We start from the raw sequence: 23,486 nt of genomic DNA on the forward strand, positions 1-23,486 counted from the left end.
ATTACTCCTTTTTTTCTTATAAAATAAATTCGCTTAAATCTTTGTTTGTCGAAATCGTTTTTAATTTATCATCAACATATTGTGGTGTGATGTCCACTTGTGCATGCGGCATATTGGGTGCTTCGAAAGACAAGTCTTCTAACATTTTTTCTAATATCGTATGCAGACGACGCGCACCGATATTGTCCGTTTCTTGGTTGACATGATATGCCATTTCCGCCAGTCGATAAATGGCTTCATCTGTAAAGTTCACAACAACCTCTTCTGTTTTCAATAACATTTCATATTGCTTAATTAAGGACAATTTCGGTTCTTTAAGAATACGTACAAAATCATCTACTGATAAATCTTGTAATTCTACGCGAATTGGAAAACGTCCTTGTAGCTCCGGAATTAAATCACTTGGTTTCGATACATGAAAAGCTCCAGCGCCAATAAAAAGCATGTGTTCCGTACTAACAGTACCATATTTCGTCTTAACTACGCTACCCTCAAGGATAGGCAGGATGTCACGCTGTACCCCTTGTCTGGAAACATCTTGACCACTATTTTGATTCGACGTTGCAACTTTATCAATTTCATCAATAAAAATGATACCCATTTGCTCTGCTAAATCAAGTGCTTCTTGGTTCGCTGTTTCGTGATCAATCATCTCATCAGCAAATTGGTCAACTAAAATTTTACGTGCTGTTTTCACCGGCAATTCTTTTTCAACTTTTTTCTTCGGCATCAGTTGATTCATCATTTCTTGCATCTGCTCATTTTGGTTCGTGCCGAGCATACCTAGAGCGCCCGGGTCTTGCTCTACTTTCACTTTAACTTTCTCTTCTTCAAGCTGTCCGTTCAGTAACTGTACACGAATTTCAGAGCGCTTTGTTTTAATATCTTCTGTTGGTGGTTCTTCCTCATCTTCTTCGTTGTGCTGCCCAAAGTTCGGGATGGCGCCACCAAATAAAGACTCTAATGGATTGTTGGTATTTTGACTTGCTTTTTTCTTTAAACTCGGCACAAGCAATTTCACTAATTTATCATTCGCTTTTTGTGTCGCTGCTTCAACAACATTTGCTTTTTTCTGATCTTTAACTAAACGAACAGCAACGTCAACTAGGTCTCGGACCATACTTTCAACATCGCGACCGACGTACCCCACCTCAGTGAATTTCGTTGCTTCTACTTTTAAAAACGGTGCACCGACAATTTTGGCCATACGGCGTGCAATTTCAGTTTTCCCTACACCTGTCGGCCCCATCATCAAAATATTTTTAGGTGCAATTTCTTGTTTCACTTCATCATCAAGCAAACTACGACGATATCTATTTCTCAATGCAATGGCAACTTTCTTCTTAGCTTCTTCTTGACCTACAATATATTCATTTAATCGATCTACAATATCTTTGGGTGTAAATTTAATCGCATTACGATCCATGCTCGATACCTCCATTAAAGTTCTTCCACTGTGATATGGTCATTCGTGAATACACATATGTCTGAGGCTACTTTCAAGCTTTCATATGCCATTTCACGTGCGCTTAAGTGTGATGCATGTCTTTTAAACGCGCGACCGGCACTTAACGCAAAATTGCCACCTGAACCGATTGCAATCAAATCATCATCCGGCGCAATGACTTCGCCTGTCCCGCTCACGACGAGGATATGTTCTTTATCCATCACAATGAGCATCGCTTCCAGTTGACGTAATTGTTTGTCGCCACGCCACTCTTTCGCAAGTTCTACAGCTGCTCTTTCAAGATTACCGCTATATTGTTGTAATTTGGCTTCGAATTTTTCAAAAAGTGTAAAAGCATCTGCCACGCTACCAGCAAAACCTGCAATGACCTTGCCATTATATAGCTTTCTTACTTTTTTGGCAGTTTGTTTCATAATCACTTTTTCACCTAAAGTGACTTGGCCATCACCTGCCATCGCTGCGCCACCATTATGTCTCACTGCATATATCGTTGTTGCATGTATTGATGAACTCATGTATGATTACTCTCCTTTTTTCGCACGTGGATGTGCCTGTAAATAAACATTTCTTAATTGTTGATTCGTCACATGGGTGTAACGTCCTGTTGTTGATAAATTAACATGTCCAAGTAGACTTTGAACAGTTCTAAGGTCTGCCCCTTCATTCAACAAATGTGTCGCAAATGTATGTCGCAGTTTATGTGGATGTATCGATGTGACACCCGCTGTACGTTTGACAATATCATTTAACACATAACGCACACCTCGTTCTGTAATCGGCTGACCTTTTAAATTCGTAATTAAATATGGGTGCTGTACATTTTGAATCGGTGCAAACTCCGCCAAATACTGTTCGATACTTTGTCTACAAAATTCTCCAAAAGGTACGATACGTTCTTTGCCACCTTTACCCAACACTTTAATCCAACACATTTCAAGGTCAACGTCTTCTGTTTTTAAAGACACTAATTCAGAAACACGAATTCCTGTTGCATAAAACAACTCTAAAATCACTCTGTCTCTCAATCCTTTGTGTGCGTCTTGCATGACCGTTTGAAACAAGGCTTCCATCTCTTCAGTATAAAAAAACGTTGGCAAATATCGTTCTTTTTTCGGGTGGACCAACTGAACAAATGGATTCACTATCTCGTGGTCTTGCGTCATCCAAAATGCATAAAAACTCCGTAATGTAGATATTTTTCGAGATACTGTAGTCCGTTGAAGTCCCAAATCATAAAGCGTCTGTAAATAATTTCTTGCATCTATATATTTGAATGCCGTGAGCGATAATTGTTCTTGTGCAAGAAATCGATTAAATTGGACGAGATCATCATGATAAGCCTTCAACGTGTGGTCTGAGAAAAAACGTTCCCTTTTTAACATATCTAAAAATTGCTCTTGGATTTGTTTCAATTCAAAAAACCCCTCCATCATTAGCATTGTAGCATAATGATGAGGGGAACTGCATTGATTATACATTGAATTTTTATATTTATCAAAATTTTGCTTATTTTGCCATTAATTACAGTTTCATTACAACGTCTGTTTAAAGTGATCCAAATGTTCTAATGCACGATTTGCTAAAGTTTCATAACGCTCTTTTTTATCTTTAATACGTTGTTCAAGCGGCGGTACGAGACCAAAGTTCGCATTCATCGGTTGGAAATTTTTATTGTTCGTTGCATGTGAAATGTAATACGCCATACTACCGAGCATTGTTTCACGAGGGAAGACGACATCTGCTTTACCTAACATACGATGCGCTAAGTTAATTCCCGCAATCATACCACTTGCAGCACTTTCCACGTAACCTTCCACGCCTGTCATTTGACCTGCAAAGAATAAGTTTTTGCGATTTTTAAATTCATAAATCTCACTCAACACTTCTGGAGAGTTGATAAATGTGTTACGGTGCATCACGCCATATCTTACAATATCGACGTTTTCAAGTCCTGGAATAAGACGAATCACTTCTTTTTGTGCGCCCCATTTCAAACGCGTTTGGAAACCTACAATGTTGTACAAAGTCCCTGCAGCATCATCTTGTCTTAATTGAACGACAGCATAAGGACGTTTTCCAGTTTTTGGGTCTTCTAATCCGACTGGCTTCATCGGTCCGAACAGTAACGTTTTTTCACCTCTGCCTGCCATCACTTCAAACGGCATACAACCTTCAAAATACTTTTCTTTTTCGAAATCATTCATCGGTGCGACTTCAGCTGCGAGCGCGGCTTCATAAAAACGGTCAAACTCCTCTTTAGTCATTGGACAGTTTAAATAAGCGGCTTCACCTTTATCGTAACGTGATTTCAAATACACTTTATCCATATCGATAGAGTCTTTTTCAATAATCGGTGCAGCTGCGTCATAGAAATACAGTTGGTCTTTGCCTGTTAATGCAACGATTTCTTTCGCAAGTGGTTCTGTCGTTAATGGACCGGTCGCGATAATCGTTGGACCTTCAGGGATAGACGTCACCTCTTCATTACTCACAGTCACATTCGGATGATTTCTTAGCTTTTCAGTGATATATCCTGCAAAGTCATGGCGATCTACAGCTAACGCACCACCCGCAGGTACACGGGCATGATCCGCTGCTGCAATAATCAATGAATCTAAACGGCGCATTTCTTCTTTTAATACACCGACAGCATTCGTAAGCGCGTTCCCTCTTAATGAATTGGAACATACGAGTTCAGCAAATTGATTCGTATGATGCGCCGGTGTTTGTTTCACTGGTCGCATTTCATAAAGGTTCACGTGAATGCCACGTTCCGCCAATTGAAATGCTGCTTCAGACCCTGCTAAACCAGCGCCGACAATATTAACAGATGTCATGGTTTTTACCTCACTTTAATACACATATTATTTTTGAACTTCTTCTTTATAATCACAATTCGAACATACAACTTGTGTCGCACGTCCTTTTTTATTCTCTGCCAAGTAATGTTGACATTTCGGACAATCACGGCCAATCGGTTTATCCCAAGTAACAAAATCGCACTCTGGATAATTTGAACAACCATAGAAAATACGGTTTTTCTTAGATTTACGTTCAACGACATCGCCCTTTTTACATTTCGGACATGTCACACCAATCGGTTTCGTAATCGCTTTCGTATTACGACAATCAGGGAAATTAGAACATGCCATGAACTTACCGTAGCGTCCCATTTTAATGACCATTGGATTGCCACACACTTCACAATCTTCGCCTGCGGGTTCGTCTTTAATTTCAACCTTTTCCATTTCTTTTTCCGCGCGTTCAACGTCTTGTTTAAAGCTATTGAAAAAGTCACCCACCACTTTTTTCCAAGCCACATCGCCATCCGCAATTTTATCGAGTAACGTTTCCATGTTCACAGTGAAATCGACATCAATAATCTCAGGGAAGTACTCTTTCACTTGTTCATGCACGATCTCTCCCAATTCAGTTGGGACGAAACGTTTACTTTCATTCTTCACGTAATTACGCTTCTGAATCGTATCAATCGTTGGCGCATATGTTGAAGGACGACCGATTTTAAGTTCCTCTAATGTTTTAACGAGACGTGCTTCTGTATAGCGTGGTGGCGGTTGTGTAAAGTGTTGTGCCGGATCAATTTTAGTCGCCAACACTTCATTACCGACTTCAAGCTTTGGCAAACGATTTTCTTTTTCTTTACCTTTGTCATCATCTGTTTCAACATACAGTGTCATAAAACCTTTAAACTTAATCGTCTGACCGTTTGCTCTAAATTTCACATCATTTTGTGTTAAATCGACAGCAACCGTATCTAAAATTGCAGGTGCCATTTGACTCGCCACAAAGCGTTCCCAAATCAATTTATACAAGCGATATTGATCACGTGTTAAATAGTCTTTCATCTCAGCAGGTGTTCTTAACGTACTCGTTGGACGAATCGCTTCATGGGCATCTTGGTCACCTTGTTTACCCTTTTTCGTCACTTTAGATAAATACGCACTACCATATTCTGACTCGATAAATTGTTTCGCTTCATTTTGCGCATCTTTCGAAATACGGGTCGAATCCGTTCTCATATAAGTAATAAGCCCAATTGTACCTTTACGCTTCAAGTCAATACCTTCATAAAGTTGTTGTGCCACCATCATCGTTTTACGCGCCTTGAAATTTAATTTCCGAGCCGCTTCTTGTTGCAAAGTGGAGGTTGTAAATGGGTTGGCAGGTTTACGTGTTTTTTCTTTTTTCGTCACATTAGATACTGTGAATTGATTACCGTCTAACGCTTTCGTAATGACTGTCACATCATCTTTCGTCGCTAACTTGAACGGTTTATCTTTATAATGAAGAAACTTGGCATTAAACTTTGATTTTCCATAACGAAATTCGCCTTCAATCGACCAATATTCTTCAGGTTTAAAGTTACGAATTTCATTTTCACGGTCAATCACAAGACGTAACGCTACAGATTGTACACGTCCAGCTGATAAACCTTTTTTTACTTTTTTCCATAATACAGGAGAAATATTATAACCTACTAAACGGTCCAATACACGTCGAGCTTGTTGCGCATCGACTAAATCCATTTCGATACCGCGTGGGTGTTTAAAACTTTCTTTTACAGCGTCTTTCGTAATCTCGTTAAAAACCACGCGATTTTCTTTACTATCTTCTAGTTCTAAAATGTTTGCCAAGTGCCATGCAATTGCTTCACCTTCACGATCGGGGTCACTTGCGAGAAAAACTTTTTTTGCTTTTTTCGCATGTCTCTTCAAATCTTTAACAACTGGCCCCTTACCTCGGATAGTAATATATTTAGGTTCATAGTCATGTTCAACATCTACGCCCATTTGACTACGTGGTAGATCTCTCACATGACCCATTGATGCAATCACTTTGTATTTTTTGCCTAAATATTTTTCTATTGTTTTCGCTTTTGCAGGCGATTCAACAATGACAAGATTATCTGCCAAAGTAGTTACCCCCTTGCTTTTTCTGTTTACAAAGATAAATGATAAACGGTTATTTTTATATTTGTCAATCTTTTGTATTTATTTCACAAAGCGTTAACATTTAAATTTGCATAATCTTTCAATATATCCTGGGCACATAATACAATTTCTGCTCCCTCTTTGACACGTAGCATATTACCTTTCGTATGCACGTTAAACATATCCCCCGGCAGTACATAAACATTACGATTTTGTTCTAATGCCTGATCCAACGTAATGAGCGCGCCACTTTTTTCTTTTGCTTCAGTGATAAGTATTCCTTTCGACAAACCACTAATAATGCGATTGCGTTCAGGAAATCTAAATTTAGCAATAGGCGTGTAAGGTGGATATTCGCTTAGAGTCAAATGATGTTGTTCCATCCTCTGGCGTAATGCTTGTGTGTTTTTAGGATAATGATGAAAATGCCCAAAGCCGAGCACACCGATCGTGGACAAGTCATGTCGAATCGCATAATGATGTGCGAGTGCGTCTGTACCGTGTGCCAGCCCTGAAATAATCGTTAGTGGAAAATGTTGAAATGTGTTAAAAAGTGTTTCAAGCGCTTGTGGCGTGTATGCTGTATGTTGCCTTGCGCCTACAATGCCAAGACTATTAGTAGAATGTTGAAGCAGTTCAAGTCGTCCTTTACAAAATAAAATCAACGGGGGATCATAAATTTCTTTTAACAGTGGTGGATAAAGCGGTTCGTCTATCATAATCGGGACAATTTGATGTTCATGTAACGTCGCTTCAATCGTATGAATATTAAGCATATCGAGTCGTATGAGCTTTTGTTGTAAATGGAATTGCGACATGTGCGAAAGCATTGATTTGAAGGATTGAATGCGCTGAGGTAGATTTCCTGTTAAAGTACAAAGTTTAGGGTAATAGGATTGGATTTGTTGTGTTGAAAATCCAGCGTACAGTAATAATAGTAGTAATTGTTTCATACGTAGTGGTCACCTCTTGATGTGGAATAAGCGTGATGGATGATGCGGAAAATAAAAGAAGTTATGCTAAAGTGGCATGTTTAAAAAGGGAATAAAAAAGTATATCAAAATCAAGCTATCATCACACGCCCTGTTAGTGATGATACATTAACAGCCCATGTATGAATAGCTTCAAAATCGCGGTGTATCAGTTCAGTTGCCTGACACACCGCTGATGTTTGTATTGAAATTCAATTATTTAACAGTCAGTAATGATTCGTAAATGCCTGCTTCTTTAGCGGCTTCAATTAAAGTTGAACCGATTTCAGAAGGCGTTGCTGCTGTTTTAACGCCACATTCATTTAATGTTTTGATTTTTTCTGCAGCTGTCCCTTTACCACCTGAAATGATTGCACCAGCGTGACCCATGCGTTTTCCTGGAGGTGCTGTTTGACCACCGATGAAGCCGACAACAGGTTTGGTCATGTTCGCTTTAATCCATTCAGCAGCTTCTTCTTCTGCCGTACCACCAATTTCACCGATCATCACAACAGCTTTCGTGTCATCATCATTGTTGAATGCTTCTAACACGTCGATAAAGTTTGTACCGTTAACTGGGTCCCCACCGATGCCTACAGCTGTAGATTGGCCGATACCTTCTTCAGTTAATTGATGTACCGCTTCATATGTTAAAGTACCAGAGCGTGAAACAACGCCGACATGGCCTTTTTTGTGGATGTATCCTGGCATAATACCAATTTTCGTTTCATCTGAAGTGATGACACCTGGGCAGTTTGGTCCAATTAAGCGCGTCTTTTTACCTTCAAGATAACGTTTAACCTTAATCATATCAATAACAGGAATATGTTCAGTAATACAAATGGCTAAGTCTAATTCAGCGTCGATACATTCTAAAATCGCATCAGCTGCAAATGGCGCTGGTACGTAAATAACAGATACGTTGCCGCCAGTTTCTTTTTTTGCTTCTTCAACAGTATTGAAAACAGGTACGCCTTCAACAACTTGTCCACCTTTACCTGGTGTTACCCCTGCAACAATTTGCGTACCATATTCCAACATTTGCTTAGTATGGAAAAGGGCAGTTGACCCTGTAATACCTTGTACGATTACTTTTGAATTTTTATCTACAAATACACTCATTGTAGTTGTCCCATCCTTTCCTTACGCTTCGTTTACAAGTTTAACAATTTTTTGTGCACCTTCAGCCATTGTATTCGCTGGTTCAATTGCTAAACCTGAGTCTTTTAAGATTTGTTTACCTTCTTTAACATTTGTACCTTCAAGACGTACAACTAATGGCAATGTTAATTCCACTTCTTTTACTGCCGCTACAATACCTTCAGCGATAATATCACAACGCATAATACCACCAAAGATATTAACGAAAATACCTTTAACGTTTTCATCGCCTAAAATAATTTTGAACGCTTCAGTAACTTTTTCTTTAGTTGCACCGCCACCTACGTCAAGGAAGTTAGCTGGGTTACCATTAAAGTGATTAATCGTATCCATTGTTGCCATCGCTAAACCTGCACCGTTCACCATACAACCGATATTACCGTCTAATGCAATATAAGATAAATCGTATTTAGAAGCTTCAATTTCTTTTGGATCTTCTTCTTCTAAATCGCGTAATTCAACGATATCTTTGTGACGGAATAATGCGTTGTCATCAAAGTTGATTTTAGAGTCAAGTGCTAAAACATCACCTTCACCCGTTAAAACAAGTGGATTAATTTCAACGATTGAACAATCTTTTTCAATGAACACATTATATAAAGCAATTAAAAACTTAACCGCTTTGTTAATTGATTCTTTAGGAATATTGATGTTAAACGCGATACGGCGTGCTTGATAAGGCGCTAAACCAATGACTGGATCAATTGTTTCTTTGAAGATTTTTTCAGGGTTTTTCGCAGCAACTTCTTCAATTTCAGTGCCACCCTCTTCAGACGCCATTAAAGTCACACGGTCTGTCGCACGGTCAATAACAAAGCCGACATAATATTCTTTTTGGATATTGGCACCTTCTTCAATGTAAAGACGCTTCACTTCTTTACCTTCAGGACCTGTTTGGTGTGTCACGAGAACTTTTCCAAGCAACTCATTTGCATATGCTTCAACTTCTGATAAAGACTTAGCGATTTTCACACCACCAGCTTTACCACGTCCCCCCGCATGGATTTGCGCTTTAACAACATATACATCTGTGTCTAACTCTTTCGCTTTCTCAACAGCTTCTTCAGCAGAAAAAGCCACACGCCCTTCTGGTACTGCTACGCCCATTGAGCGAAAAATTTCTTTTCCTTGATACTCATGGATATTCATACTCCATCCTCCTGTTTCTTAAGGTTAAGTTCAAGTACAATTATAGGAAATGTAAGCGCTATTGTAAACAGATTCCCTCTCGTATCACGATGTTTTATAAAGGCTAACACCTCTTGTATCACACACAATACATTGTTTCAGCAGATATCAAATGATAAAAATTATTTTTTAGCACACAGAGTTTAACGCAAATAAAATGTTCCTAAAATAAAAACTAGGACAAAACGGAAACAACTCCGCCTCATCCTAGCCTATGATACACTACACTAACCCTCATCATTCACCTGGAACGAAATTTGTGTATCATCATCCATCGGCACTTGCACAATCTTTTGCTCATCCTCAGTTGACTCCACCACAAACTGATGCTCCTTCAACAAACGAATCAAATCCGCCTGCTGTTCATCCTCAATCGAAATATTCAAATTCTCTTCAATCTCTTCTTTAATCTTCTTTAACTTCGCTTCATCTTCAGTAATTTCAACTTCTTTTTCTTCAAAGTGTACGAGCACTTTATATAATTTTCGTAATGTTTCATCCATGAGTTTCTTATTCCTTTCTTTATTAGAAATTACTACTAGTAAAACATAATTCTAACTTTTTGAAAACTTTTTATATGCTGATCTATTTCGTTTAAAACTTTGAAACCATTGATTTAATAGGCTCGAAAGTCTTCCTGTGAATAGGTGTCACGCCGTATTGTTTCAAACCATCTAAATGTTTTTGTGTACCATAACCAGCATTCTGTGCAAAATCGTAACCAGGATATTGTTTTGCATATTCTGCCATCAAGTCATCACGATACACTTTTGCGATAATACTGGCTGCAGCGATGGACACACTCTTCGCATCTCCTTTAATAATCGCTTGTTGTGGTGCAGTCAAATGATCGAGCGTCATCGCATCAATTAAATAATGTGTCGGTGTGACTGACAAATTTTCAATCGCACGGTACATCGCGATTTGTGTTGCCACATAAATATTGTGTTCGTCAATTTCTTCAGGTGTTGCAACTCCCACTGCCCAAGCACGCACTTGCTCTTTTAATGACGTGTTCAACAAATTCCGTTGTGTGACAGACAACTGTTTGGAGTCGTTAATACCTACAAAGTCATGTCCGGGCTGTAAAATGACTGCACTTGCGACGACAGGTCCAGCAAGAGGCCCGCGTCCAACCTCATCTACACCACAAATCAATGCCTCTGGCTGCACATTTAAAATTTCTGTTTCGTATATACACATGTCACGATATTTTTGTTGTTGTAACGCTATTTTTTCAAGTTGACGTTGACGTTGCACAAAAGCTTGTTGGACCCCTTTTCGTTCATCTTGGAAATCAGGATGTTGCGCTAACTCCTCTAACGACGTCAAGTGTTTCAATTCTGCTTTAATCGCTTGAATTGTTTTTCCTTTACGCATCGGTCTCAGCCTGCCACTCAGAATATAAGTCAAAGCAATATGTCCCGATTTTTGCATTTCTGATGTCATAAATCAGTGCCTCAATGACCGCTTCATAATCCACTTCATTTCCACGTTGTAACAGCCCACGTTTACGTCCTATCGCATCAAACCAATCCAGCATTTCTGCATCTCGCGGGACATCAATTTTAAAATGGGCGAGCAATGCTTCATAATCATGTTCAATGAGAAATTCTAATCCGTAAATCGCCACTTCATCTAAATGGACGATGCTATCTTTAATTGCACCTGTTAAACTCAGCTTTTTACCAATCAGTTGGTCTTCAAATTTTGGCCATAAAATCCCCGGTGTATCTAACAACTGTAAAGATTTGCCCACTTTAATCCATTGCTGTTGTTTCGTTACACCCGGCTTATTCCCTGTTTGTGCAATCGAACGGTTCGCTAACTTGTTAATCAAAGTCGATTTCCCCACATTAGGGATACCGACGATCATTGCGCGTATAGCTCTCGGTTTTAACCCTTTTACTTTTTCACGTTCAAACTTTTCACGTGTTGCTTCAATCGCAGCCGCTTCTACATTTTTCAAGCCCTTACCATGTTTCGCATCAACGGCTACAGGATAAGCCCCTTTTTCTCTAAAAAACGCATACCATTTTTCCATTTCTTTTAAATTGGTCATATCTTTTTTATTGAAAATGACGACGCGTGGTTTTTGTTGAATCACCTCATCAATCATAGGGTTTCTTGAACTAAAAGGAATGCGTGCATCAACTAATTCAAAGACCACATCCACTTTCTTCAGTTGTTCCGTTACTTCTCGTTTCGCTTTGGCCATATGACCTGGATACCATTGAATCACCATAGTTTTAACTCCTCTTAATTATTCTTCCAAATCGTTTTTTTTAATGTTATATGTTATATTAATTGTTAGTTTTAAAGATATAAACATATGATATTGCATGACGAATTAAAGCATCCGCATCATGTATTGTATAACAAAATTTGATATACACCACTTTAAGTATAATTAACTTTATCGTCAATAGCTATTTACAATCACATATCGTTGAATAAAGGTAGGTATATTAAATGGTGAACTCAGCACGTTTTTTTGAAATTTTCCGTTTTGTATTAGTCGGTGGTATTAATACACTGAATTATTATATCGTATACTTAATATTATTGCGTTTATTTGATGTCCATTACCTCATCAGCCATATTGTCGGTTTCATTTTTTCGTTCGTCGTTTCTTTCTATTTAAATTGTTACTTTGTCTATAAAGTACGACCGACGTTAAAGAAATTTCTAGCCTTTCCACTCACACAAGTGGTCAATATGGGGACACAAACGTTACTCATTTTTATTTTTGTGGACCTCATGCATTTCAACGCAGCCCTTGCACCGTTTGTAGGACTCATCGTTACGATACCAATTACTTATATTTTATCTAAGTTTATTCTTAAAGATCGATAATCAAAGTGAGGTTCGGATTATGAGACGTTACATTCAACCCATCAGCTTTATTGTTTTATTTTTATGCATGTCACTTATAGGGCATGCTTATATTTTGTATCGTTTTTTTGCAGACGGTCTGTTATTTACGGGTCCCAATGACGGTATGGAACAAATGGTACCGATTCAGATGTTTTTATACGAAAAATGGTCTGAAGGTACCTTTTTCTATGCCACCGATTTTGGACTTGGCGGTGATTTTTTTACAGATCTATCGTATTATTTTTCGACAAACTTCATATTTATTTTAACTGCAGGCATCACATGGCTTTTATCCATTACACATCTTGTAGATTCTAAAGACATGATGTATTGGTTCACCCAAGCATGGGTTGTTTCAATTTTAAAATGTACCGGTGCCATGATTGGAACGTATTACTATGCACGTCAGTTAAAACTTCAACACGTCTCATCGGTCGTATTTGCGGTGTTATTCGCCATGTCGCCCCTTTATTTCCGATTCACCGTGTACTGGCCTTTTTTTAGTGATGTATTTATTTTATTACCATTACTCTTGCTCAGTATTGAACGTTTTTTGAAATCAGGTCAGTTAGGTCTATTTATTATCATGACAGCGATTTCTTTTGCGAACAATTTTTACTTCGCCTATTATCAAGTGTTGATGGGACTCATTTACTATAGCCTGCGCATGTTTCACGCACATCCTGATGATCAAAAAAGAGGCATGAAAACTGTTCTACCACTTAGCGTTGCAGCTGTTTTAGGTGTCGGTTCAAGTTTATTCTTTTTCTTTCATGGGGCACGTAGCTTTTTCAACAATCAACGTATCCCTTTTGAAGGTGACATTCCATTCATTGAACCATTCAATGAAAATACGAATCTTTTTTATGACAACTATTTAATCGTCATTTCATTTGTCGTGATTCAAGCGTTACTCTCATTCAAATTGTACCGTCACTTTTACTTTAGATTGTTCGCAATACTGAGCATTTTAACCATTATCGCAGCATTTATACCGTATGTGGACAGTATTTTCAACGGCTTTTCAGCACCACAAAAGCGTTGGCATTACTTATTAGCATTTGTGACAAGTGGTTTAGTTGCGACTTATGTACAACATTTCAAATCATTATCACGCCTTACATATAGCTTAACCGCGATACCGACAATGGCTGTCGTTTTCATCAGTGCATACGCGTATGATCGGGTAGTCTGGTGGGTTGGTCTCATTCCTATCGTATTTCTCATCGGATTACTTGTCTTAACGATTGCACGTCATGATAATAAGCCTCGTCATTTCGTAACAGTAAGCTTTGCATGCGCACTCATTATCTTACAATTTGCGATATCGGCAGTGTTTATTAAAAATCAAGTTTTCCATACAGATCATGAAAAACGTGCCAATACGTTTTATGCACAGGCCAGTTTGTACAATACACCTTTACAGCAGTCGTTGGTCGACAAAATGAATACCGAAAAACACGAAGATGAACGCATCGATTGGCGTGTGAATGAGCAGGATAATACACCGATGTATCAACATTTTAAAGGGTTAAGTTTATATTCGAGTATTTTCGACCGACAGCTCATTGAATTTTATTATCGCTATTTAATGATTAACTTAAAAGAAGAATCTGTCAGCCGTTATCAATCTACAGGAAGCCGCTCAAACATTGCGAGTCTTTTGTCCGTGCGCTACCTTATGGAAAAAGACTATCAGCACCAGCAACCTGCGAATTTTGAAAAAGTGCATCAATATGGGCAATATGTCATATACGAAAATCAATATCCATTACCTGCTGTACGTGTGAGCCATGAATATTATAACGGGGAAGATTTAACGACACCGATTGATCGTGAACATGCGATGTTAGATGGCGTCGTATTAGATCATCAAGGTCAAACATATCCTAAAAAAGCGCAAAATCTTGTTCATGAAGTTGAAATGACCACCTATGATGCCCAATGGAAGCGCTCAGATACGTTAACAGTTACCGAACTGAATGGCGGTGTGACGCTGCAACTTCCAGAAACATTGCGCGAACAATACGAAGACTTTTATCTTGTTGTCTATTTTAAACGTAATGCGCCAGATAGTAATAGCACACTCGATGTCAATGGCTATAAAAATCACCGCCTATTTAACAATTCGAAATATCGTACAGGTCAAAACACTTTGCTGTATCGTGTGCAACCTGACAACAATGGCCAAATTCATCTCGGTATATCACCAACAGGATCGTACCAATTCAATATACAAGGTTTGTACAGTGAGGATTACGATACGTTAAAACGGGCATATCATAATCAAGCCCCTCATCACTATGAAGCACATCAAGGAAAGATTAAAGTTCAGTTAGCCGAACATTCTGGGGGTGTGGCGGTCATCAATATCCCTTATCGTAAAGGTATGACCGCTATCGTTGACGGACACGCTGTCACACCACAAAAGGTCAATGGCATGATGACGGGGATCAAAATTGGGCCGCATGCGAAACAAATTGTCATTCACTACCGGCCACCTTATTTCAACACGATGGTCGTCTTGTCCATTATCTCTATTATCAGCAGCATTATTTACAGTCGCTGGTATCAACATAAACAATCGAGAAAGAGTGAAAAACATTGAAAAAACAGAAACAAAAAAGTCATTTATCACGCTTTTTAATCGTCTTTATTGCGGCCTGCCTCGTCGGATGTATCGTATACGTACCGGTCGCGTTTCGTTTCATACATGACGGCATCATTTATAGTGGAAACGGCGATGGTTTTAAACAAATGATGCCTTTCCAACGCTTTTTGTATGAACATTTTTCTCATCTCCGCTCGCTTTATGACAATGGTTTTGGACTCGGTGGTGATTATTTTACAGACCTCGCCTACTATTACACGACCTCACCGATGATGTATGTGAACTTCATTTTTGTAGGTCTCGGGCAATGGTTATTACATATCGATCCGAGTGACATTGCATTTTGGCCAGGCAACCAAATTTTCACGGCGTATTTGCGATGTGTCATTACATTTCTTGCCGCTTATGGCATGTTTCGTCAATTTAAACTCGATCGCTTTTATTGCTATTTAGGTGCCATCCTTTATGCCACTTCTACTGTGGTCTATTACTTTAATTTTACATGGTCATTTTTTGGCGATATTTTAATTTACTTGCCCCTTTCAATTTGGGGAATTGAACGCTTTTTCAGAAGTCGGCGCATCGGATTATTTATTATCGCAATTGCATTAACATTATTTTCTAACTTTTACTTTAGTTATTATGAAGCAATTATTTTAACAGTGTACTTAGTTTATCGCATGATTTGGCCGCATCGTGATGATCAAGTCGGTCGCTGGCAAAAATTGTATTTACTGATTCCAGCTGTCCTTTGTAGTTTGTGTATCGCAGCGTTAGGTTTTTTAACCGGTGTCCGGTCATTTTTAAATAATGATCGTCAAACGAATGATGTTTTTATTTCACCGATTATCGACTTTTCTCAAAAGTACCATATCTTTACAAATGGTTTTTACATTACAGTGACGTTTATTGCACTCGTCGCACTGTTTTCGTTCAAGCTGTATCGTCATTATCATTACAAAATGGTCGCGATTTTCACTTGGATTTTGTTAATCGGTTCGTTTTCACCCTATTTTGACAGTGCATTTAACGGCTTTTCATTCCCCCAGCGTCGTTGGGTGTATATCCTTGCATTAACAACAAGTGCATTAATCGCATTATGGCTCAAATATTTGACCGAGTTGACTATACAATCATTTCTACAATCACTCATTCCGATTGCGGTACTTGCGATTGCAACAGTATTCTTTTCACGCGGAGCCATGTGGTGGATGCTCGTCAGTGTCATCATTTTAATCGTGGTGGCCTATCACATTTACCAACGTCGTCCGCTGACAGGTAGGATGCGCGGTGTCCTGTTAATGCTTTTTGTCGTGCAACAATTTGTTTTATTACTGAACTATCATCACAACAATATCGCCCCGTATCAGTCAATGATAGAGGATATGAAGGCGCCGAATTATCATAGTGCAGCTTTACAACAGCAGATCGATAAGATAAAGCGTGACCAATCACCATTACAGCGCATCGATTATATGAGCACTTACGCTGTGAACTCTAGTATGATTTACGACTTTAATGGGGTCGCATTGTATTCTAGCATTTTCGACGGCAATATTTATGATTATTATGACCGTCAAATGCAAATTAACATGGAATATGACAGTAACAGTACCTATCGTTTATTAGGTGACCGTGAAAATTTATATGCATTATGGGGTGTGACAGACCGTATTAAAGATGCACCCGACCGTACAATGCCGTATGGAATGAAAAAAGTGCAAACGATTCAAGATGACAACCATGCTTGGACCCATTCGCATCAAACAATCGATTATCCAAGCGCACATCTGACCTCACGTGTTTATGACGCCAAAGATTTAAAATCACCGCTAGACCGTGAACAAGCAATGTTACAAGGTGTAGTAATCCGTCATCAACAAGCCAATGAAACATTCCAAGCGAATCCAAACTTGTTATCTACAGCGACAGTGACACCTCGAGATGCATCGATGAATGATAAAATTTTAACCGTTCACGAAAAAGACGGTGGTGTGAATATCGATTTACCTCAAAATGTAAAAGCACGGTACAACGACTATTATGTAGAGATGGACATCGAACTGTTATCACCGAATCAACCGCACTATTTAAAACTGGATGACTTTTATCAACGTCGTACCAAACTCAACTATGCCTATCGTCGTTTTATCACACCAATTACCGTGCGTGTACCGGTTCGTGACACGATGCAACTGAAGTTAAAACAAGGTGATTATCGTTTTGAGCTTAAAGGCATTTACGGCGAAGATTACAGTACGCTTAAACGAGCCGCTTCAGAAGTCGAACCCGTACAAATTGAGCAGGATCGTCGACACATCCATGCACATTTCAAAACAGACAAAGACCAATACCTTGTACTCCCGATACCTTACAGACAAGGTTTACACGCTGAAGTCAATGGTGAACCAAGACCTGTACTTCAAGGCAATGGCTTAATGACCGTTGTGCCTGTCGAAAAAGGTGATCGTGACGTAACGGTGACCTATTCACTACCATATTGGCATATTTTAAGCCTGCTGACTATATTAGGTGTTGTAGGTGCCATCGTTTATCGCTGGTGGCTCCGTCGAACAATCAAATATTAACCGAATGCGCGATGCTTCGTCGACTCAGTATGTTAGAATTGAGCAAATTCACAAATTTTAGCTGCTATTGAGTTAAGTCGAGGCATCGCTTTTGATTTATCATACATTCCCTATCGCACATTCCAAATTCACCAAACAAATAATTTTTTTATCGTATCATTGTGGAACTTTATATGTGTAAAGGTTAAAATGATATCACATGACAAATAAATAGAGGCGGTGATTTTTTGAACCACACTGAAAATGTTTTTCTAGATTTTTTACTTCAAAGTTTAAGTGGGCTCTCTCATTTTTTAACATCCTTATATGAACATTTTAATTTTCCTTGGCTCATTTTAATCGTTATCATTATTTTTAGAAAAGATATTTCAAAAATGCTGACGCGAGTGAGTGGCGTTGATTATGAAAGTAGTGCAGGTAAAGTGAGTGTCTTATTTTCAAATATGAAACAGTTGGAATCTCAGATGGAAGGTTCTGAACATGAACAAATTCGTGAATACGGGGAAGATTTAAGGAATCGTGTGAATATCGACCCGAACCCGATGTTAGAAAATGAAATGACGCCGTATGATTATTATTTTAATCTTGTGCATACACCTGCATTCACGTGTCAATCGATCGCAAAGTACGGCTACTTCAAAACGATTGAAAATTTGTACAACGCTTATCTTTTCCTTACGATGGATTATGCGAAAGACCATCACCGCCCGAGCGAAATTATAGCTAACATTTATGACACAGCCATGGATATTAAAAGAAATAGTGGCGTTTTATTTGATGAGGCCTTTATCGCGAAATATAGACGGTTTATCGAATTAACGTATATGGGGCTTGCAGAAAGTCATAAAGAAAAGAAGTAAATGGATTTTGGAATAAAGATTAAAGTGGAGGAATACGAGCTTTATCATTATACTCCGCTTTTCACATTAATCAATCGCATATTCAAAATAAGAAAAACCCCCTCAAAACCAAAATGAGGGGATTCATAAAAACTTGAGTTATTATTTTATCTAAAATAGCGGCATTAATGACACTGTTTTAAACTCTCTAATGTTTTTATTTCAAAGTGATTAGGAATTTTTCTTATTTCTTCGTCGAATGTTGGATGATGGCTATATTGTAAAACAAAAGTAAACAAACTAACTTGTGTTCCTTCTTTAGCGTATTCTTCCTAAACTTTACACATAAAATCGAATTGTGCTGTTTTAAAATAAGGTTTAGTTTTACATTCATACAGATGTACATGAAAATCTTTATGGACTTTGGGAAACATTCTATATTACAAAAATAGAATGACTTAATATGTTTATTGAAATGTATGCTCTATTCATTTTCAACTTATTAAAGAATATCAATTACTTCTACTTCCCCCGAAAACGCTATTCATCGCATTCAGTTATGCACTCTATATCGTCTTCATTTTCGACATTTAGGCATGCCTTAACGTATTTTTATATAAAATGATTTGCATTTAAGCATATTATATTTCTAACTATGAAATAATCATAAATTTATGTATAAGAGGATTTAAAATAAAGTTATACAATAAAAGGAGGTGTTTCGAATGGGTGATTTGTTTGAGTCAATCACAAACATTGTAACTTCTGCCATTCAGCACGACTGGGTGAACATGGGTGCTGCGATTGTCGCTACAGTACAGCACGGTGTCGAATTAATCGCAAAATTATTCGGTTTGGGTTAGGAATGCAAACTATAGAAAAATCTCCTAATCACGCCCACTGGAGAACTTGGAAAATGAAAAGCATAAAATGCAAACACACACCAGAGATATGAACTGTAACTTCTGATTCAATCACATTTGGGGGCTAGGGTGAATAAATATCCTAGCCCTGATCACAGTCCTCAAACAACGATAATGCATTGCAATTAAATCGTTACATCAATCAAACAGGGTTGAGACACTGAATTGTCCCAACCCTGTTTGATATGCGTGTCCTTAAGACTCGAATTAACGAATTTCTTGGATACGTGCAGCTTTACCACGAAGGCTACGTAAGTAATAAAGTTTCGCACGACGTACTTTACCGCGACGTTTCACTTCGATTTTCTCGATTTTTGGTGTGTGTAATGGGAACGTACGTTCAACACCTACACCTGATGAGATTTTACGAACAGTGAATGTTTCAGAAATACCGCCACCACGACGTTTGATGACAACACCTTCGAATACTTGGATACGCTCACGAGTACCCTCGATGATACGTACGTGTACACGTAAAGTGTCACCAGGACGGAATGATGGGATATCGTCACGTAATTGTGATTTTGTTACTGCTTCAATTAATTTGTGATTTGTCATGATTAATTCTCTCCTTCAACCTATGTTCTTGCCTCGACAATATATAGCAGCGGATCATAGTGATATTCGTGTTTCCACACTTAAAATATACTAGCATACATTCGGTCTTATTTCAATGTTCTTTTTAACGTTTGAATAAATTTCTGGTCTTGGTCTGTCAATGGATAATGGTCCAATAAATCAGGACGTTTCAACCAAGTACGTGTCAATGATTGCTCATGACGCCATTGTGCAATTTTCGCATGATCTCCAGACAATAGCACAGCAGGTACCGTCATCCCCTCATAATCACTAGGACGCGTATATTGTGGATATTCTAATAAGCCGCTCGAAAATGAATCATCTTCATGCGACACTTGATTCCCTAGTACACCCGGGATGAGACGCACAATCGCATCTGTCATGACCATCGCAGGCAACTCGCCCCCTGTCAGCACATAATCGCCGACAGAAATTTCATCTGTAACTAAATGTTCGCGAATCCGTTCATCATAGCCTTCATAATGGCCGCAAATAAAAACGAGATGTTCCGCTTCAGCAAGAGATTCCGCCAACTTTTGATTGAACGGTTGTCCTTGTGGCGTCATCAAAATCACGCGTGTGTCATCTGAAACTTCCAAATCTGCCATCGCATTAAAAATCGGTTCTGGCTTCAATACCATGCCTTGTCCGCCACCGTAAGGATAATCATCGACTTGATTGTGTTTATTGTTGGCATAATCACGAAAATTAATCAATCGCGTCGTTAATGCCTCATTTTCTCTTGCACGTTTTAAAATAGACTGATTGAGCACACCTTCAAACATTTCTGGGAAGAGCGTTAAGTAATCGATTTTCATTCGTTTAACAACCCTTCTAACGGTGTAATGACGATACGACGTCCTTCAATGTCGACTTCTTTCACAACATCTGCAATGTATGGAATGAGATGTTCTTTGTCACCTTTCACGACCCACACATCATTCGCACCTGTTTCAAAAATTTCCGTGACGCGACCAATCGGACGATCACCGTCAAACACCGTACACCCGATAATGTCTGAGTAATAAAATTCATGTTCATCTAATTCAATCGCTTCATGATCACGCTCTTGATAGAGATGTGTCCCTTTCAAATGTTCGATGTCATTAATATTCGTATAACCTTCAAACGTTAACATATGTAATCCTTTATGCATACGATGGGACTTCACCGTTAAAAGGAGCGTTTGACCTTGATATTCTGCTTGTAACACTTCGCCAGGTTGAAAGCGAATCTCTGTAAAGTCCGAATGAGACTGAACTTTGACTTCGCCTTTGATCCCGTGTGTGTTCACAATTTTACCCACTTCTACTTTCATATCGGGAGCCTCCTATTATCACTATTTATACAAAAAAGAGATGAGACCGAAGCACCTCTCATCAAGTCACTTCTCGTCTCACCTCATGATTGGTGATTCCATTTATCTAGAGTTTCAAAGCATCTCTCAACTTGAACTCTAGAAAGGCGACTCGATTTTTAAAACTTGAAATTTACTGTTTTAAAGTCAGTCACTTCTTGCACGACTATGCTTATCGACCCTGTCATGCCCTATCCGCTTGAATCACCGCGACGTCAACAAACGTTAACGCCTAAAATCAAATAGGAAAGGTGTCTATCCCTTCCCTGTTGATACGCTTACATTATTTTGCTTTTTTCTGTTCGTCAAAAGTTTTTAAAATACCTTCACGTGATAAAAGGTTGTGAACTGTATCTGTTGGTTTTGCACCGTCTTTTAACCATTTAAGTGCTAATTCTGCATCGATTTTAACTTCCGGTGCATTTACCGCTGCTGGGTTGTATGTACCGATTTGTTCGATGATACGACCGTCACGTGGTGAACGCGCGTCTGCTACTACGATACGATAGAATGGGTTTCTTTTTGAACCTAAACGTGTTAAACGAATTTTAACTGCCATTTATAATTCTCTCCTTTAATGTCATAAGTTTTGTTATCTACAAGAAATTATAATAACAGGAACTCATGGTTTTGTAAAGAGAAAATACTTTACCATTTTAAAATTTCTGTCGCACTGTGCTAAATATGTAGATGGGACACAAACATTTTCTATATCCCATTGACTTTGTACCGTTCATACAATCATCCGTCTCACAATGACATCATACGTTCATCACGCTTGTATAATCTTATGGTCGTCATCAATTGTATATAAAATTTCATCCATAGGCACTTCAACATACCGATAATCAATCTTTTTTATATCAGTGAGATAACGCTCCTGATAGACGTGCCAATACTCTGTAAGCATGGATTTCCCCATTTGCGTCACATATACAGACAAATCATTGTTCGCTTGTCTATAACCATTCAACAGTCCTGCCGCAAACAACCGCCTCAAATATTTTTGAAACGATTCTGACACCGTATTCATCTCTTTATGGTTTCGATTAAAATATCGAATTTGATAGAACAACAAGCCCATCAGCGCGCCATCGTATATCCCCATTGAGTTATCAACGTAAATCCTTAAATTTTTCATAGTGAGCTTCGTTAAAATCTTAAGTGTGAAGTAGTCTTCATATTTAAATATATACCAATCACTATGATCCAAATGCGTTCTGATTTGACCGAGTAAAACTGCTTCTTCCATTGTCGTATAAAAAGTTTTATTGGAGAAATACGAATGATTTTTATGGTTGCTAATACGAATCGGTATATACGCAAAAGCACCCTTTCGAAACAACACATAAATCGAACCATTGGAATCAGACTGCGTTAGCGACAACATCCACTCACCCTCATGTAAAACACTTTGCAATTGAGACGCAATATCTTCCACCATTAGACATTCCCCCTTACTTCACCCTACGACATTGATTCCCTCAATCAATGACACACTTTTTCTTCATTAGACTCATCATCACGTTTCAACGGCAATTTATCACGTAAAATACGCGCACTTTCAAAAATACCTTTACCATTAATCATCGTTAGTAAGCGTTGAAACTCTTTATCTGACAGTGGCTTGCCTTCTAATTTATCTGCATGGCGTTCATTTAAAATTTGACGAAAATTATCCAATAGCTGCTGTTCATTTCGAATGGTCACAGATTCATAGCCATTAGATTTTAATTGTGCCATCATTTCTTTTTCTAATGCGAATTCACTTTGGTAAACCATAAGATCCCCTACCTTTGTTTCTCTTACAACTTATTATAATATATTATGCATTTGTGTGGTGGGATTTTTATATTTATTCGTGCTTTACTCATTAGAAAACGATATATTGTGTTTCAAGATTGTTTAAAGTGTTTTTGATGGGTTTTAGAACATTTCGGTAACATGTGTATTTACAACCTTATTAATTGCT

General features: G+C 38.4%; 21 protein-coding genes and 1 pseudogene. 5 read left to right on the top strand and 17 right to left on the bottom strand.

Features of this window, described 5'->3' with window-relative positions:
- Window positions 1-16: 16 nt before the first annotated feature.
- The 11 genes from hslU to ylqF all read right to left on the bottom strand — a co-directional run bounded on the left by hslU (window position 17) and on the right by ylqF (window position 11,985).
- Window positions 17-1,426, bottom strand: a complete 1,410-nt coding sequence (hslU, locus tag P3U61_RS07390; protein WP_014614084.1) for an ATP-dependent protease ATPase subunit HslU — start codon at window positions 1,424-1,426, stop codon at window positions 17-19.
- Window positions 1,427-1,440: 14 nt separating this feature from the next.
- Window positions 1,441-1,983 carry an ATP-dependent protease subunit HslV gene (hslV, locus tag P3U61_RS07395; protein ID WP_014614085.1) on the bottom strand — a complete coding sequence of 181 codons (543 nt, stop codon included), beginning with the start codon at window positions 1,981-1,983 and terminating at the stop codon, window positions 1,441-1,443.
- Window positions 1,984-1,989: 6 nt separating this feature from the next.
- Window positions 1,990-2,901, bottom strand: coding sequence for a tyrosine recombinase XerC (gene xerC, locus P3U61_RS07400; RefSeq protein WP_015729043.1), 912 nt, complete (start codon window positions 2,899-2,901; stop codon window positions 1,990-1,992).
- A 99-nt stretch (window positions 2,902-3,000) separates the two neighbouring features.
- Entirely contained in the window at window positions 3,001-4,305 is a 1,305-nt protein-coding gene (gene trmFO / locus P3U61_RS07405; protein ID WP_015729042.1) for an FADH(2)-oxidizing methylenetetrahydrofolate--tRNA-(uracil(54)-C(5))-methyltransferase TrmFO, read from the bottom strand.
- A gap of 27 nt (window positions 4,306-4,332) precedes the next feature.
- Window positions 4,333-6,402 carry a type I DNA topoisomerase gene (gene topA, locus P3U61_RS07410; RefSeq protein WP_014614088.1) on the bottom strand — a complete coding sequence of 690 codons (2,070 nt, stop codon included), beginning with the start codon at window positions 6,400-6,402 and terminating at the stop codon, window positions 4,333-4,335.
- 83 nt (window positions 6,403-6,485) lie between these two features.
- Complete coding sequence (dprA, locus tag P3U61_RS07415; protein ID WP_100006559.1) at window positions 6,486-7,373, bottom strand: DNA-processing protein DprA; 888 nt, start codon at window positions 7,371-7,373, stop codon at window positions 6,486-6,488.
- A gap of 234 nt (window positions 7,374-7,607) precedes the next feature.
- Window positions 7,608-8,513 (bottom strand): succinate--CoA ligase subunit alpha, encoded by a 906-nt coding sequence (gene sucD / locus P3U61_RS07420; protein WP_014614090.1) that lies wholly within the window; start codon window positions 8,511-8,513, stop codon window positions 7,608-7,610.
- A gap of 21 nt (window positions 8,514-8,534) precedes the next feature.
- On the bottom strand, window positions 8,535-9,701 hold the full coding sequence (gene sucC / locus P3U61_RS07425; RefSeq protein WP_015729040.1) for an ADP-forming succinate--CoA ligase subunit beta: 1,167 nt from the start codon (window positions 9,699-9,701) through the stop codon (window positions 8,535-8,537).
- Between the two features lie 266 nt (window positions 9,702-9,967).
- Complete coding sequence (locus P3U61_RS07430) at window positions 9,968-10,243, bottom strand: hypothetical protein (protein ID WP_015729039.1); 276 nt, start codon at window positions 10,241-10,243, stop codon at window positions 9,968-9,970.
- 91 nt (window positions 10,244-10,334) lie between these two features.
- Window positions 10,335-11,120, bottom strand: a complete 786-nt coding sequence (locus tag P3U61_RS07435) for a ribonuclease HII (protein WP_100007381.1) — start codon at window positions 11,118-11,120, stop codon at window positions 10,335-10,337.
- Window positions 11,113-11,985: a ribosome biogenesis GTPase YlqF gene (gene ylqF / locus P3U61_RS07440; RefSeq protein WP_015729037.1), complete on the bottom strand. Its 873-nt coding sequence runs from the start codon at window positions 11,983-11,985 to the stop codon at window positions 11,113-11,115. The genes P3U61_RS07435 and ylqF overlap by 8 nt, the downstream gene beginning before the upstream one ends.
- A 227-nt stretch (window positions 11,986-12,212) precedes the next feature.
- Between ylqF and P3U61_RS07445 the strand changes: the two genes are divergently transcribed.
- The 5 genes from P3U61_RS07445 (at window position 12,213) to P3U61_RS07465 (ending at window position 19,518) form a co-directional block, all read left to right on the top strand.
- A complete protein-coding gene (locus tag P3U61_RS07445) occupies window positions 12,213-12,596 on the top strand; it encodes a GtrA family protein (protein ID WP_015729036.1) in 384 nt (127 codons plus the stop codon).
- Between the two features lie 19 nt (window positions 12,597-12,615).
- Window positions 12,616-15,225, top strand: coding sequence for a YfhO family protein (locus tag P3U61_RS07450; protein ID WP_100006556.1), 2,610 nt, complete (start codon window positions 12,616-12,618; stop codon window positions 15,223-15,225).
- The gene (locus tag P3U61_RS07455; protein WP_063284335.1) at window positions 15,222-17,816 is read left to right on the top strand and encodes a YfhO family protein; all 2,595 of its coding nucleotides are present in this window, start codon (window positions 15,222-15,224) and stop codon (window positions 17,814-17,816) included. The genes P3U61_RS07450 and P3U61_RS07455 overlap by 4 nt, the downstream gene beginning before the upstream one ends.
- Window positions 17,817-18,043: 227 nt before the next feature.
- Window positions 18,044-18,676: a hypothetical protein gene (locus P3U61_RS07460; protein ID WP_063284334.1), complete on the top strand. Its 633-nt coding sequence runs from the start codon at window positions 18,044-18,046 to the stop codon at window positions 18,674-18,676.
- A 704-nt stretch (window positions 18,677-19,380) separates the two neighbouring features.
- Window positions 19,381-19,518, top strand: coding sequence for a beta-class phenol-soluble modulin (locus P3U61_RS07465; RefSeq protein ID WP_014614102.1), 138 nt, complete (start codon window positions 19,381-19,383; stop codon window positions 19,516-19,518).
- 267 nt (window positions 19,519-19,785) lie between these two features.
- Here P3U61_RS07465 and rplS read toward each other — a convergent pair whose 3' ends face one another.
- The 6 genes and pseudogenes from rplS to P3U61_RS07495 form a co-directional block, all read right to left on the bottom strand.
- Entirely contained in the window at window positions 19,786-20,136 is a 351-nt protein-coding gene (gene rplS, locus P3U61_RS07470) for a 50S ribosomal protein L19 (protein ID WP_014614103.1), read from the bottom strand.
- 107 nt (window positions 20,137-20,243) lie between these two features.
- A complete protein-coding gene (trmD, locus tag P3U61_RS07475; protein ID WP_014614104.1) occupies window positions 20,244-20,975 on the bottom strand; it encodes a tRNA (guanosine(37)-N1)-methyltransferase TrmD in 732 nt (243 codons plus the stop codon).
- Complete coding sequence (rimM, locus tag P3U61_RS07480; RefSeq protein WP_014614105.1) at window positions 20,972-21,475, bottom strand: ribosome maturation factor RimM; 504 nt, start codon at window positions 21,473-21,475, stop codon at window positions 20,972-20,974. Before rimM ends, trmD begins: the two co-directional genes overlap by 4 nt.
- A gap of 322 nt (window positions 21,476-21,797) precedes the next feature.
- Complete coding sequence (rpsP, locus tag P3U61_RS07485) at window positions 21,798-22,073, bottom strand: 30S ribosomal protein S16 (RefSeq protein WP_014614106.1); 276 nt, start codon at window positions 22,071-22,073, stop codon at window positions 21,798-21,800.
- A gap of 213 nt (window positions 22,074-22,286) precedes the next feature.
- Window positions 22,287-22,958 carry a hypothetical protein gene (locus P3U61_RS07490; RefSeq protein WP_063284333.1) on the bottom strand — a complete coding sequence of 224 codons (672 nt, stop codon included), beginning with the start codon at window positions 22,956-22,958 and terminating at the stop codon, window positions 22,287-22,289.
- Window positions 22,959-23,026: 68 nt separating this feature from the next.
- A pseudogene (locus P3U61_RS07495) lies at window positions 23,027-23,296 on the bottom strand (hypothetical protein); the annotation flags it as partial.
- Window positions 23,297-23,486: the final 190 nt, after the last annotated feature.

Source organism: Staphylococcus pseudintermedius, assembly GCF_034042775.1.
Taxonomy (GTDB): Bacteria; Bacillota; Bacilli; order Staphylococcales; family Staphylococcaceae; genus Staphylococcus; species Staphylococcus pseudintermedius.